The sequence below is a fragment of the Shinella sedimenti genome (genome assembly GCF_022601905.1).
Classification (GTDB): domain Bacteria; phylum Pseudomonadota; class Alphaproteobacteria; order Rhizobiales; family Rhizobiaceae; genus Shinella; species Shinella sedimenti.
Genome location: NZ_JAKVIN010000006.1, coordinates 218,004 through 231,145 on the forward strand (window position 1 = coordinate 218,004; position 13,142 = coordinate 231,145).

Here is a 13,142-nt window from a genome sequence, read left to right on the forward strand (position 1 = left end):
TCACCAACCTTCACTGACCGATCGCTTCAAGCGATCAGGATCGAATTCATCTTGCCGGTCTTGCAGCGGGGGCTGCGACCGGCACGGGCCCCGGAACGGCGCCCGTCTTTGAGCAAGGATTACTGAAGTGGGCAAGGTAACTGGTTTCATGGAAATCGATCGGCAGGTGGCGAAGTATCAGCCGGCCTCCGACCGCATCCGCCATTTCCGCGAATTCACCATCCCGATGTCGGATGCCGAGGTGCAGAAGCAGGCTGCGCGCTGCATGGATTGCGGCATTCCCTATTGCCACGGTCCGACCGGGTGTCCGGTGCACAACCAGATCCCCGACTGGAACGACCTCGTTTATAACGGCAACTGGGAAGAGGCGATCCGCAACCTGCATTCGACCAACAACTTTCCGGAATTCACCGGCCGCGTCTGCCCCGCACCCTGCGAGGAGGCCTGCACGCTGAACCTCGAGGATACTCCGGTCTCGATCAAGACCGTCGAGCAGGCGATTGCCGACAAGGCCTATGAGATGGGCTATATCGTGCCGCAGCCGGCGACGGTGAAGACGGGCAAGAAGGTCGCCGTCATCGGCTCAGGCCCCGCTGGTATGGCCGCTGCCCAGCAGCTCGCCCGCGCCGGACACGAGGTCCATCTCTACGAGCGCGAATCCAAGGCCGGCGGCCTGCTGCGATACGGTATCCCGGACTTCAAGATGGAGAAGAACTTCATCGACCGCCGCGTCGACCAGATGCGCGGCGAGGGCGTGACGTTCCACTACGGCGTCAATGTCGGCATCGACAAGCCGATGGACGAGATGTTTGCCGAGCATGATGCCGTGCTCTATTGCGGCGGCTCCGAGACCCCGCGCGATGCAGGTATCCCCGGTGTCGAGTTCGCCGGCGTGCACGATGCCATGCCCTATCTCGTGCAGCAAAACCGCCGCGTCGGCCGGGAAAACATCGATAGCGTCGGCTGGCCGTCCGAGCCCATTCTGGCTGGCGGCAAGCATGTCGTCGTCGTCGGCGGCGGCGACACCGCATCGGACTGCGTGGGCACGGCGTTCCGCCAGGGGGCCGTCAAGGTGACCCAGCTCGACATCCGCCCGCAGCCGCCGGAGAAGGAAGACAAGCTTGCTGTCTGGCCGTTCTGGGCGACGAAGATGCGTACCTCCTCCTCGCAGGCCGAAGGTGCGGTGCGCGAGTTCCAGGTCGGAACGCTCGAATTCGTCGGTGACGAGGACGGTGTGCTGACGGGCGTGAAGTGCTGCCAGGTGGATGAGCGCCGCAGGCCGATCGCCGGTACGGAGTTTATCATCAAAGCCGATCTCGCCTTCATCGCCATCGGTTTCCGCGGTCCCGCAACCGACAGCGTGCTGAAGGATCTCGGGGACAAGCTTGCGATCAACACCGACAAGCGCGGCTCGTCGAACGTCATCGCCGATGACCGCGACTACAAGACTTCGGTCGACAAGCTCTGGACGGCCGGTGACGTGCGCCGTGGCCAGTCCCTCGTTGTCTGGGCGATCCGCGAAGGCCGTCAGGCTGCGCGCGCGATCGACGAGGCCTTGATGGGTGTGACCACGCTGCCGCGGTAAGGCACAGGGAGAGCGCGCCGAAAAACGGCGCGCTCTCGTCCGAGTGATCCAGTGACCCTGGCACGGCCGTGACCTGTCTTGGCCCGACCATTCCGTGGCTCAGGGCGTCGCGCTCTTGTTGAGGCGAAAATCATCCACGCGGCCGAGCGGGGCATCGGCGGTTTCGCCCTTTTCGACGAGCTTGTCCCTCAGGCTCTTGCCATTGCCCTTGATGGCGGCGGCGCCCAGAAGGGCAGTGCCGCCGTCGAGCGAGGGGTCGGAGAGGCTGATCGGCTGGGTCTTGGTGATTTCGGCATCCTCGACCGGCGGAGTGGCGACGATCAGGTCCTTCAGGTCGTTCTGCAGGCTCGGGCCGTCGGCCGCCGCATCGCCGAGGATACGGCGGATTTCCTTTTCCACGTAGAAGGCGAGCTTTCGCTTGCCGGCCGGCGTAAAGTTGATGCCGTCGGAGCCGCGCAGGCGCACTTGCTGGCCGTTGATGTCGGAGCCCGACGTCACGAACTTGCCGCCCTCGTCGACGAAGCCGTCCCAGATATCGACAAAGGTTCCGCCGGTCTTTTCGGCGCTGGCGCGGTAGATACCGTTCAGTGTCGTCATGTCTGCGGTGAGCGCCGAGGACTGGAAGGCGGGCATGCCCATCCAGAGCATCGGCTTGTTGCCCTCATGGGCGATTGCGGCAATACGCTCGACCCTGGTTTCATATTCCTTCGTCCAGGCTTCGGAGCGGAACTTCTCCTTTTCGCCTGCAATCGTCATCTGCTGCCGGTCATTCGCGCCGAGGCTGATCACGACAAGCGCCGGCTTCGTTTCCGCGATCAGGCCGGGCAGCGAGGCCGGCCAGTCGTAGTAATCGTCGCGCACGAGGCCGGAAGAGCCGTTCGTGCGCTTATCGACAATAATGCCGGGCGTGGTCTTGAAGGCCTCGATCAAGCCGTCACCGAGGCTGCCAGCAATGAAATCGCCTACGACGAGCACAACCTTCGCGTCCGCCAGCTTTTCCACCGGTGCGGGTTCGGGGCTCTTCGCCACTGCCGTTGCCGGGCGTTTTTTCCTGACGGTCGCGCGGGGTTTGCGAATGGTGGGTTCGGGTGCGACTTCCCTGGGCTTCTTTTTGCCGAAGAGAAATTCGAGGATCGATCTGCGCTCGACTCGCTCCTGCGCGCCGGCCGGCGTCGCCATGGGGGCTGCGAGGCTTGCGGAGACGGCGAGGGCAAGCCCGAGGCGGATGATCCGGATCGTCATGCTCATTGCAGGGCTCCGCGATTTCTACGCATTCTGCGGATGGTCGATGGCGGCATGATGGCAAATGCCAGGGGCGAGGGAAAGCAAAAAGGGCGCCGAAGCGCCCTCATGCCGGATTGCCGCTATTTTCAACGCTGGAGTGCGCGCAGGAGCTTCTGGCTCGGCTCGCCATCGGCGGGCAGGCCCATGCGGTTCTGGAAGGCCTGGATGGCGGCTTTCGAGCCCGAACCGAAATTGCCGTCGACCTCGCCGTCGTAATAGCCGAGTTCCTTCAGGCGCGTCTGGAGTTCGAACTTCTCGGTGATGTCGAGCGTGCCGTCCGGCCGCGGCCAGCGCTGCTTGACACCGCCGTAGCCGGCGATCTGGTCGGCGAGCATGCCGACGCCCATCGCGTAGGAATCCGAGGCATTGTAGCGCTTGATGACGAAGAAGTTCTTGGTCATCAGGAAGCCCGGCCCACCATTGGCCGGCATCTTCAGCTCCGCACGGTCCGAACCGTTCTTGAAACCGCTGCCGCCCGGACGCGTGAAGCCGAGCTTCGCCCATTGCGCGAGCGTCTTGGTCTGGCCGGAATATTTGCCGCCGCCCGATGGCACCACGATCTCGTAGCCCCAGGTCTTGCCCGATTGCCAGCCGTTCTTGGCCAGCAGGTTGGCTGCGGTGGCGAGTGCGTCGGGAATGGAGTTCCAGATGTCACGATGGCCATTACCGTCGGCGTCCACCGCATAGAGCATGTAGCTCGTCGGGATGAACTGCGTGTGGCCCATCGCGCCGGCCCAGGAGCCAGTCATGTCGCGCGCGGCAATGTCACCGCGCTGGATGATCTTGAGGGCGGCGATCAGCTGCGTGCGCGCATATTTCGCCCGCTTCTTGTCGGCATAGGCGAGTGTGGCGAGCGCGCGCGGCACGTAGTGCAGACGGTCGTCCTTTGCCAGCACCGCGCCGTAGTTCGATTCCATCGACCAGATGGCGAGCAGGATATTGCGGTCCACGCCGAAATGGCGCTCGACGGCCGCGAGCGTGCGGGCGTGCTTCTTCGCCATTTCACGGCCGATGCGCACGGTGTAGGGATTGACGCGGGAATCGAGGTAATCCCAGATCTGGTGCTTGAATTCCGGCTGGTAAGCGGCCTTCTGGAGCACATCCGGGTCGGGCGTCTTGATGCCGGCGAAAGCCTGCTGGTAGGTCGATTTGCTGATGCCTGCCTCTGCCGCCGTCTGATAGAAATCGGCGATCCACTTCTGGAAGCGCGCGTCCGCATGCGCAACCGCGGTCTGGGCAAAAAGGCCGGCCGAGAGGAGGAGGGTGAGCGCGGATCGGCGCAGAACGGTTTTGAGATTCTGTGTCATCAGCTGTCGTTTCCGTTTTCAAATTTCGGTTCGGTGGCCGGGAACCACCGGCGAGGACGCAAACTTATAAAAACGAAGTCAACAAATTCTTTACCATCAAACTTTTGCCCCGTCTCTCTTTGCAAAAAAATAGCAATTGGACACTATTCCGGCACAGTGATGGCTAGCCATGAGGGCAATTGGCTCAACGAGGTGAAAAATGTCGCAGACACGCAAGGTTCGCAAAGCAGTCTTCCCGGTGGCCGGTCTCGGCACCCGCTTCCTTCCGGCCACTAAGGCCGTTCCGAAGGAGATGTTGACCGTGGTGGACAAGCCGGTGATCCAATACGTGGTGGATGAGGCGCTGGACGCCGGTATCGAGCACCTCATTTTCGTGACGGGTCGCTCCAAGGCCGTCATCGAGGATTATTTCGATATCCAGGTCGAGCTCGAGCAGACGCTGCGCCAGCGCAACAAAACGGCGGAGCTGACGCTGCTGGAAAGCATCCTGCCGGTTGCGGGTTCCACGAGCTTCACGCGCCAGCAGGAGCCGCTTGGCCTTGGCCACGCAGTGTGGTGCGCGCGCGAGCTGGTCGGCAACGAGCCCTTTGCATTGCTTTTGCCCGACATGATCATGAAGGCCGAGAAGGGCTGCATGAAGGGCATGGTCGAGCTTTTCGAACATAGCGGCGCCAACATCATCGCCGTCGAGGAATGCGCGCCCGATCAGGCCCACAAATACGGTATCGTTGGCGTCGGCGAAAAGATCGGCGAAGGCTTTGCCATCACCGAGATGGTCGAGAAGCCGCCGAAGGGTACCGCGCCGTCCAACTTCTTCATCAATGGCCGCTACATCCTGCAGCCGGAAATCTTCCCGATCCTGTCAACGCAGGAGCGCGGTGCGGGCAACGAGATCCAGCTGACCGACGCTATGGTGAAGCTCGCGACCGATCAGAAGTTCGCCGCCTATCATTTCCGCGGCGAGACTTATGACTGTGGTGCCAAGGATGGCTTCATCCTCGCCAATATCGCCTTTGCGCTTGCGCGCGCAGATATCCGTCCTTCGGTCGAAGGCCCTCTGAAGGAACTGGTCGCGGGTCTGAAGTAAAGCTCAGCGACGCAAGACGAGACCGATACCGGCACGCGTGATGCCGGTATCGACCGTACCGCCCTGGCGCGTCAGTTCGTAGGAAACGTCGCCCGTGAGCGCCAGCCAGCGATTGACGTTCCACGTCAGGCCTGCCCCGGCGAGGTAGACGCTCTGGTTGGGGATGACCGTGGCAGACTTGAAGTCGCGCCACGTATAGGCGCCGGTCAGCCGTGCCACGAGGTTATCCCGCAGTTCGTGGGTCAGGGTCGCATCGGTCGTGTATTCGACATAGCCGCTCTGGCCGGGCGCGGTCGACGGCTCCAGCTCCGTGCGCAGGCCAAGCCGCAGGTCGGTACCACGTTGCGGCGACCAGAACACGGCGCCGTCCAGCGCGATGCCCTGGAGTGCGGCAAGGCGACTGTCGTCGAACGACGCGCGCTTGTAGCCGAGGCCGAGATCGCCGCGCAGCTTTTCGCCGAGATCGACTTCCACGCCTGCGCGGCCGCCGAGGGTGAGGGCGGAGCGTTCGTAGCCGAGCGAATCCCGCTTCTGATCATAGAACGACCGTCCGACGGAGGCTTCGAGATAGGGGATCAGGGCGGGCGACAGCGCATAGCCGACACGGCCGGTCAGCGTTCCCGCCGAGAAGTTGCGATCCGAGAGGTCCAGCTTGCTGCCGTCCTGAAGGGCTGCGTCGCCGTAGACCTCGCGGTCGAAATCCGCGCTGATCGTGCCGCGGATAAGGCCGAAATCGCGCTTCAGGCTCGCGCCGGCGGCGAATTTGTGCACGCCGGACTGGGTCGTCGCACCATTGATCGCGTTGGGATCGCTGGAGCTTTCGCGCTCGAACGCGTAGCCCGCGGTCAGGTTGGCGATCGTGTCGTTGCTGAGGTCGAGCCGCAGGTCGGCATTGACGTTGACCTTGGGCTCGGTTTCGCCGCTGCCGCTGATGTTGCGCTGATGAATACCCTCAGCATCGATCGTCAACTGGTGGCGCGACCAATCGGAGGTCAGCGAGCCCTTGAGGCCCGTCTGCCAGAAGGAACGGCTTGTGGAGACGGAACCCGTCTTTGTCTTTTCGTGGTTGATACCCTGCGAAAGCGAGGGCTTCAGAATGAACGTGCCAAGGCGGATACCGGTCGGCTCGTAGGGATTGCCGAAATTGCTGCGCACATTGTCGAGATCGGCCTCGCGCTGATTCAGTCGCTCGGCGCGGCGATCGGCCGGCAGGAACGCGCCGTTTTCGCCGGGCGTCGTCTCCACCAGTCGGGCCGCATCCTCGTCAGACATGGGGGCGCGCGCCTCTATCGCGCCCGTGGTCGTGGGCGTGCCGGACGTGCTGCCCGTTGCGGTCGCGTCAGTGTCGGTTCCCTCTTCGGTCGAGGCCAGTGGGTCCGGGAAGGCGCTTGAAGCGGGGACCGTTTTTTGCTGGGCCATGGCAGGCACGACTGCAAGCATGGTGCCGGCAAGCAGCAGCGCTGCCAGACGCCGTGTCGGGCGTGACCATAGGATCCCGCGTGCCTGTAGCTGTGCCTTTGCCATGATCGGCCCTGCGATTCTCGAATTCCTAAGCGAACGTAAACCGTCATGGTTAACGCTTGGTTTCGAGGACGGCATTGGTGCGGCTACGTTCTGCATGGACAGGTTCGGACAAAAACGCTAACGAGGCGCCCATGATCAAGAGACAGGCAAACGTTGACGGCGAGGGCGCCATTGCCTCTGCGCTGAGGACCGTCGAGACGGAGAAGGCGGGGCTGCTTGCCCTTTCGACCGCGTTGCAGGGCGACCTGCACGATGCGTTCTGCGAGGCCGTGCGCCTGATCGGCAGCATCGCAGGACGGGTCATCGTCACCGGCATCGGCAAGTCCGGCCATATCGGCGTGAAGATCGCCGCGACGCTGGCCTCCACCGGCACGCCCTCTTTCTTTGTCCACCCCGTCGAAGCCAATCACGGCGACCTCGGCATGATCGGCCGCGACGATGTTATTCTGGCGCTCTCCTGGAGCGGCGAGACGGCAGAACTTCAAGGCATCGTTTCCTATTCGCGCCGCTTCTCGATCCCGTTGATCGCCATGACGTCAGGTGAGCGCTCGGCGCTGGCACGCGAGGCCGATACGGTGCTTCTGCTGCCCAAGGTTCAGGAAGCCTGCCCGCACGGGCTTGCGCCCACCACATCGACGCTGATGCAGCTGTCGCTGGGCGACGCGATCGCGGTGGCGCTTCTGGAGGCACGCGGCTTTACGGCCATGGATTTCAAGACGTTCCACCCCGGCGGCAAGCTGGGCGCGAGCCTTTCCTATGTGGGCGATATCATGCACAGCGGCGAGAACATCCCGCTGGTGGCGCTCGGCACCTCGATGCCGGATGCGGTGCTGATGCTGGCGCAGAAGCGCTACGGCTGCGTTGGCGTCGTCAATGACGAAGGCCTTCTCGTGGGGATCGTCACCGATGGTGACATTGCCCGCAACCTGTCGCGCAACCTCTCCGAACTCGTCGTCGACGAGGTCATGACGCGCAGCCCCAAGACGGTGAAGCCGGCCACGCTCGCGACATCGGCGCTGGCGCTTCTCAACCAGCACAATATCTCGGCCCTGATCGTGACCGACGAGACATTCCGTCCCGTCGGCATCGTGCATTTTCACGACCTTCTGCGGATCGGCGTCGCCTGAGGCTCAGGCCGGCTCGACGGTGAGGTCACGGCCGTTGCTGGCGGTGACGCGCACGCGCGTGCCGATCGGCAGGTCCGGCCCCTGTACGCTCCACATCGTATCGTCCAGACGGATCCGGCCGCGCCCTTCGGCGAGGGGGTGCTCAAGAGTCGCGGTGCGGCCGACGAGGCTCTGGCCCCGCTGGTTCAGGTAGGGTTGGTCGCTCGCGGAGCCGTTGCGGCTGACGATGCGCCGGCCGAGAACGGCCGCGACCAGCGACAGCACGGCGAAGGCCAGCCATTGCACCTGCCAGACCCAGAAGGCCTCCCCCCACAGGAGAAGCGAAAGCGCGCCCGTTACGATGGCGGCGATGCCGATCCAGACGAGGAAGACGCCGGGCAGCAGCACTTCGAGGATCAGCAGGACGATCCCGAGCACCCACCACGCCCAGGGGCCAAGCTCGGTGACGATGCGCTGGATCATGTTCAGCTTCCCTGCGGCGTGTCGAAGGGGTTGCGGAAGGGCGAGGTGGCGGCGGTCGTGGTTGTGGCAGGCGTCGTCTGGCGCGCACGCTGGGGGTTGCCGCCGGCCGGGGCGTTGCCGTTGCCGAACACTTCCTTGGCAATGGCGCCGATACCGCCGAGGGAGCCGATGAGCGACGATGCTTCCATCGGCATCAGCACGATCTTCGAGTTGGGCGCCTTGCCGATCGCGGCCATGGCTTCGGTGTATTTCTGCGCGACGAAGTAGTTGATCGCCTGCACGTCGCCGGCGGCGATCGCCTCAGACACCATCTTGGTCGCCTTGGCTTCGGCTTCGGCGAGGCGCTCGCGCGCTTCTGCATCGCGGAAGGCGGCTTCGCGCTGGCCTTCGGCCTCGAGGATGGCGGATTGCTTGGCGCCTTCCGCGCGCAGGATCTGCGCATTGCGGGCGCCTTCTGCTTCCAGAACCTGTGCGCGCTTTTCCCGCTCGGCCTTCATCTGCCTGCCCATCGAATCGACCAGGTCCTTCGGCGGCGCGATGTCCTTGATCTCGACGCGGGTGATCTTGATGCCCCAGGGGTTGGCCGCTTCATCGACGACACGCAGCAGCTTGTCGTTGATCACGTCGCGATTGGACAAAAGCTCGTCCAGATCCATCGAGCCCATGACCGAGCGGATATTGGTCATGGTGAGGTTGAGGATGGCGTTTTCCAGGTTGGCGACCTGATAGGCCGCCTGGGCCGGATTGAGAATCTGGTAGAATGCGACGCCGTCGGCCGAGACGCTGGCGTTGTCACGGGTGATGACCTCTTGGGTCGGAATGTCCAGCACCTGCTCCATCACGTTCATCTTTGCGCCGATGCGGTCGATGAAGGGGATGATGAGGTTGAGGCCGGGCTGCAGGGTGCGGGTGTAGCGGCCGAAACGCTCCACCGTGTACTGGTAACCCTGCGGGATCGTCTTGATCCCGGCGAAGAGGATGAGGACCACCAGCACCACGAGGGCGATGACGACAATATCCAATCCTGCAAATTCCATTCTTCTTCTCCTGACAGCCATGTATCGCGGCGCACTGTAAGCAATACGTGCCGCGATACCAGTCTATTTGCTCAGGGCGAAGATTTATCCGGGCTCAGACCCAGCCGGAGAGCTCGCGGCGCACGACCGTTTCCAGCACGCTCATGCCTTCGGGACTGTCGTTGAGACAGGGAATATGCGCGAACTTCTCGCCGCCATTGTGCAGGAAGCTTTCAGCGGCCTGTTCGGCGATCTCCTCCAGGGTCTCGAGGCAATCGGAAACGAAACCCGGATTGAGCACGGCGATCCGCTTGATGCCCTCCTGCGCCAGTTTCTCGACGGTCTTGTCCGTGTAGGGCTGCAGCCATTCTTCCGGCCCGAAGCGCGACTGGAAGGTAATTACCAGCTTTTCCTTCGACCAGCCGAGCCGTTCGCGCAGCAGGCGCGCGGTCTTCTGGCACTGGCAGTAATAGGGATCGCCCTTGTCGAAGTAGCTTTGCGGAATGCCGTGGAACGAGGTCAGTACGCGCTCCGGCTCCCAGTCGAGCGTGGCAAGATGCTTTTCGATCGAGACGGCGAGCGCGTCGATATAGACCGGGTCGTCGTGATAGGGCGGTACGGTGCGCAGCGCCGGCTGCCAGCGCTGCTTGAGCAGGAACTCGAAGGCCTTGTCGTTGACCGTCGCCGTCGTCGCGGCCGCATATTGCGGATAGAGCGGGAAGAGGAGGATGCGTTCGCAGCCCTGCTTCTGAAGCGCTTCCATGCGCGACGCGATGGAGGGCTGGCCGTAGCGCATGGCCCAGTCGACGATGACGTTGGAATGTTCGGCGAGCGAGGCGGCCATCAGTTCGGCCTGGCTGCGCGTGTAGGTGCGCAGGTAGCTCTCGTTCTTGTCCTTGTTCCAGATCATCTCGTAGGCCTTGCCAACCTTGCCGGGGCGCGTGTTGAGCACGATCCCGAAGAGGATCGGATACCAGGCAATCTTCGGCCACTCGATGACGCGCTTGTCCGTCAGGAACTCCTTCAGGTAGCGGCGCATGGACGTGTAGTCGGTGCCGTCGGGCGTGCCCAGATTGACGAGCAGAACGCCCACCTTGCCGTGCTTGACGGGCGGATGACTTGTGGGCTTGGCGGCGCTGTCCTGCATGGTTCGGTCCTAAGCGTGCGGGGTTTCGGTCATTGTTCTTCTACGCGGCGATGGGCCGTTCGGTTCGGAATGGTTCTAAAAAGAATTGCCGGCCCGGAAAAGACCGGACCGGCAGAAAATGTGGAGACAAATTGTCCTTATTTCCCGGGAATGGAGAGTTCCGTCCCGATATGCAGGGCGCGCGGGCGCGGATTGCCATTGGCTTCCGCGATGCGGCGCCACAATGTGCCATCGCCATAGGCAGCCTTGGCGATGTCCCAGAGCGTATCGCCCCGCGCTATGACGTGTTTGCCACCGGCGGCGACCGTGCCGGCTGGCGTCGAAGTTGCCGCCTCGTCGGTGGCGGTCTTCGCCTCATTCGCAACTGGTTGCGTCGTTGCTGCGGTGACCTCGGCGATGCGTCCGTCGGTATAGGGCTTGTAGGGGCGATGCGCGGCAAGATAATCGGCCACGACCAGTTCGAGGTTCGGGCCGAAATCATAGGCGTTTTGCCCTGATGTCGCGAAGACCGAATAGCCGTCGCCGCCAGCGCGCATATAGTTGTTGGACACGACGCCGTAGGTCTTCGCCGGATCGAGCGGCGCGAAGGTCTCGCCTTCCTTCACCTCAACGGAGACGACGCGGCTGCCGGCCGGCTTCGATCTGTCGAAGGTGTATTTCAGACCGGAAACCTGCGGGAAGCGGCCCGCGCCGTCCTCGATCTCGCTGAGACCGTTCTCCAGCGCCAGGACCACGTCGGATCCCTTGAGCTGGAACGTCGCAAGCGAGTTCTGGAAGGGCAGCACGGTCAAGACCTCTCCCATGGTCACGACGCCCTTGTCGATCGATGCACGCAGGCCGCCGCCGTTCTGGATGGCGATGGATATGCCCTGGGCCTTCACGCGGTCGAGGATAGCATCGGCGACCAGGTTGCCCATGGTGCATTCCTGCGCGCGGCAGGTTTCGCGCGAACCGTCGATGGTGTCGGTCGTTTCTGCGACCTCTTTCTTCTTCAGTTCCTCGATCGGCGCGCCCAGTTCCTTCACGCGCGCGGCAAAGCCCGTGTGCGGTGTGACGGCGGCGTCAAGCAGGAGAGGCGCGCCGCTCGTCGCCGTCACCTTGCCGGCATCGTCGAAGACGACCTTCAGTTCACCGAGATATTTCGAATAGGCGTAGGCCTGCGCGATGGGAACCTCGACGCCGGCCGGGTTCTTCACGAGTGTGGGATAGGGACCGGCCGCCTTGTCGTCGGTGCTGGAAAGCAGCGTGTGACTGTGGCCACCGACGATCACATCGATGCCTTCAACGGCGGCGGCAATCTCCTTGTCACGCTTGTAGCCGACATGTGACAGGAGGATGATCTTGTTGACGCCCTCGGCTTCGATCGTCGGAATGACGCTCTTGAGATAGGTGATCTCGTCCTCGAAGACGACGCCCTTGCCGGGTGATGACGTCTCGCCCGTATCTGTTGCCAGCACCGAGACGACGGCGACTTTCTCTCCACCGATCTCCTTGACGACATAGCCCTTTATCCGGTTGGCGATGGGCGTCTCGGCGCCGGCCACCGTATTGCCGGAGATGACCGGGAACTTCACCTGGTCGAGAAACTTCGCAAGCTCCTCCGGGCCGTCGTCGAATTCGTGGTTGCCGACTGCCATCGCATCGAAGCCGATGCCGTTCATGAACTCGGCGACCGCCTGGCTCTTGTAGGTGGTGTAGAAGAGGGAGCCCTGGAACTGGTCACCGGCATCCAGCACCAGCACGTTGGCCTTCGCGTCCGTCAACGCCTTGCGCGCGTTATCGATGGCCGTCTTCACGCGGGCGATGCCGCCGAAGCATTCGTTCTTGCCTTCTTCCTCGGCAGAGCAGGTGGAATCGTACTTGTTGATGGCTTCGATGCGCGAATGCAGATCGTTGATGTGCAGGATGTTCAGCTCGTAGTCGGCGAAAGCCGAGCCGCTCGAAAGTGCGATGAGGGAGGCGGCCAGAAGGCCGGATCGGAAAATCGTCATGGTCCTCTTCTCCTTGTTTGCCGCGCCTGTCGGCACGGAACGCTGGCCGATCCCAGATAGACGGCGAACATGACAGCCAGCCGGTGAATGTTTTCATCGGTCGGCGGCAACTTCAAGAAAAAACAGGACGCGTGCTGCCTTCGGCACACGACGAAAAAGGGGCCTTTCGGCCCCTTGATCATGACATGCAATGCCGTTTCAGGCGCGGCGTGCGAGCGAGAACTGCGCACCGGCGGAGGTGGTGCAGTTCAGCTGCTGCTGGCTGACCAGCGCACAATTGACCTTGGACTGCGTGTTACGCACGAGCGAGGTCATGTTGATCTCGACCAGCGTCGGCGATGTATTGATGTAGGTGCCGGATGCCAGGAGCTGGTTGGTATCGGTTGTGCGCGTCGTGAATGTGCCGGCCGCAAAGGTCGAAACAATACCGTTCGGATCCACCCATGCGCCTTCGACGCCGGTCGGAACCGGGCGCTGGGCCATGGGCATTTCGCGCGGTGCACGTTCCGTTTGGCAGGAAGCGAGTGCTGCTGCTGCCGCAAGCAGGCCCAGGACAGCGATTGGTTTCATCTGAAGTCTCCCGAGGTCGTGGCCGGCGCGAAGCATCCGTCC

11 protein-coding genes are annotated in these 13,142 nt (G+C 62.9%); 3 read left to right on the forward strand and 8 right to left on the reverse strand.

Annotated features, from left to right (window positions below):
- The first annotated feature begins 127 nt into the window (after window positions 1-127).
- Window positions 128-1,585: a glutamate synthase subunit beta gene (locus MKI86_RS15320; RefSeq protein WP_241601948.1), complete on the forward strand. Its 1,458-nt coding sequence runs from the start codon at window positions 128-130 to the stop codon at window positions 1,583-1,585.
- Window positions 1,586-1,684: 99 nt separating this feature from the next.
- Here MKI86_RS15320 and MKI86_RS15325 read toward each other — a convergent pair whose 3' ends face one another.
- Window positions 1,685-2,833, reverse strand: a complete 1,149-nt coding sequence (locus MKI86_RS15325) for an SGNH/GDSL hydrolase family protein (protein WP_241601952.1) — start codon at window positions 2,831-2,833, stop codon at window positions 1,685-1,687.
- Window positions 2,834-2,955: 122 nt separating this feature from the next.
- Window positions 2,956-4,176 carry a lytic murein transglycosylase gene (locus tag MKI86_RS15330; protein WP_241601955.1) on the reverse strand — a complete coding sequence of 407 codons (1,221 nt, stop codon included), beginning with the start codon at window positions 4,174-4,176 and terminating at the stop codon, window positions 2,956-2,958.
- 199 nt (window positions 4,177-4,375) lie between these two features.
- Here MKI86_RS15330 and galU point away from each other — a divergent pair, with 199 nt between their 5' ends.
- On the forward strand, window positions 4,376-5,263 hold the full coding sequence (gene galU / locus MKI86_RS15335) for a UTP--glucose-1-phosphate uridylyltransferase GalU (protein ID WP_241601958.1): 888 nt from the start codon (window positions 4,376-4,378) through the stop codon (window positions 5,261-5,263).
- Window positions 5,264-5,266: 3 nt separating this feature from the next.
- Here the strand turns inward: galU and MKI86_RS15340 are convergent, their stop codons facing one another.
- Complete coding sequence (locus MKI86_RS15340) at window positions 5,267-6,787, reverse strand: outer membrane beta-barrel protein (protein WP_241601961.1); 1,521 nt, start codon at window positions 6,785-6,787, stop codon at window positions 5,267-5,269.
- A gap of 131 nt (window positions 6,788-6,918) precedes the next feature.
- Between MKI86_RS15340 and MKI86_RS15345 the strand changes: the two genes are divergently transcribed.
- The gene (locus MKI86_RS15345) at window positions 6,919-7,914 is read left to right on the forward strand and encodes a KpsF/GutQ family sugar-phosphate isomerase (protein WP_241601964.1); all 996 of its coding nucleotides are present in this window, start codon (window positions 6,919-6,921) and stop codon (window positions 7,912-7,914) included.
- Window positions 7,915-7,917: 3 nt separating this feature from the next.
- Here MKI86_RS15345 and MKI86_RS15350 read toward each other — a convergent pair whose 3' ends face one another.
- The 5 genes from MKI86_RS15350 to omp10 all read right to left on the reverse strand — a co-directional run bounded on the left by MKI86_RS15350 (window position 7,918) and on the right by omp10 (window position 13,100).
- Entirely contained in the window at window positions 7,918-8,376 is a 459-nt protein-coding gene (locus MKI86_RS15350; protein WP_241601967.1) for an NfeD family protein, read from the reverse strand.
- 2 nt (window positions 8,377-8,378) lie between these two features.
- Window positions 8,379-9,413 carry an SPFH domain-containing protein gene (locus MKI86_RS15355; RefSeq protein WP_241601970.1) on the reverse strand — a complete coding sequence of 345 codons (1,035 nt, stop codon included), beginning with the start codon at window positions 9,411-9,413 and terminating at the stop codon, window positions 8,379-8,381.
- A 94-nt stretch (window positions 9,414-9,507) separates the two neighbouring features.
- Entirely contained in the window at window positions 9,508-10,539 is a 1,032-nt protein-coding gene (gene hemH / locus MKI86_RS15360; protein WP_241601990.1) for a ferrochelatase, read from the reverse strand.
- A gap of 137 nt (window positions 10,540-10,676) precedes the next feature.
- Entirely contained in the window at window positions 10,677-12,530 is a 1,854-nt protein-coding gene (locus MKI86_RS15365) for a 5'-nucleotidase C-terminal domain-containing protein (RefSeq protein ID WP_241601993.1), read from the reverse strand.
- 198 nt (window positions 12,531-12,728) lie between these two features.
- Complete coding sequence (gene omp10, locus MKI86_RS15370) at window positions 12,729-13,100, reverse strand: outer membrane lipoprotein Omp10 (RefSeq protein WP_241601996.1); 372 nt, start codon at window positions 13,098-13,100, stop codon at window positions 12,729-12,731.
- Between the last annotated feature and the right edge of the window lie 42 nt (window positions 13,101-13,142).

What these genes read in the sequence shown, in the direction of transcription:
- MKI86_RS15325 (WP_241601952.1), bottom strand. Translation starts at nt 2,833, where the DNA reads ATGAGCATGACGATCCGGATCATCCGCCTCGGGCTTGCCCTCGCCGTC.
- MKI86_RS15330 (WP_241601955.1), bottom strand. Translation starts at nt 4,176, where the DNA reads ATGACACAGAATCTCAAAACCGTTCTGCGCCGATCCGCGCTCACCCTC.
- galU (WP_241601958.1), top strand. Translation starts at nt 4,376, where the DNA reads ATGTCGCAGACACGCAAGGTTCGCAAAGCAGTCTTCCCGGTGGCCGGT.
- MKI86_RS15340 (WP_241601961.1), bottom strand. Translation starts at nt 6,787, where the DNA reads ATGGCAAAGGCACAGCTACAGGCACGCGGGATCCTATGGTCACGCCCG.
- MKI86_RS15345 (WP_241601964.1), top strand. Translation starts at nt 6,919, where the DNA reads ATGATCAAGAGACAGGCAAACGTTGACGGCGAGGGCGCCATTGCCTCT.
- MKI86_RS15350 (WP_241601967.1), bottom strand. Translation starts at nt 8,376, where the DNA reads ATGATCCAGCGCATCGTCACCGAGCTTGGCCCCTGGGCGTGGTGGGTG.
- MKI86_RS15355 (WP_241601970.1), bottom strand. Translation starts at nt 9,413, where the DNA reads ATGGAATTTGCAGGATTGGATATTGTCGTCATCGCCCTCGTGGTGCTG.
- hemH (WP_241601990.1), bottom strand. Translation starts at nt 10,539, where the DNA reads ATGCAGGACAGCGCCGCCAAGCCCACAAGTCATCCGCCCGTCAAGCAC.
- MKI86_RS15365 (WP_241601993.1), bottom strand. Translation starts at nt 12,530, where the DNA reads ATGACGATTTTCCGATCCGGCCTTCTGGCCGCCTCCCTCATCGCACTT.
- omp10 (WP_241601996.1), bottom strand. Translation starts at nt 13,100, where the DNA reads ATGAAACCAATCGCTGTCCTGGGCCTGCTTGCGGCAGCAGCAGCACTC.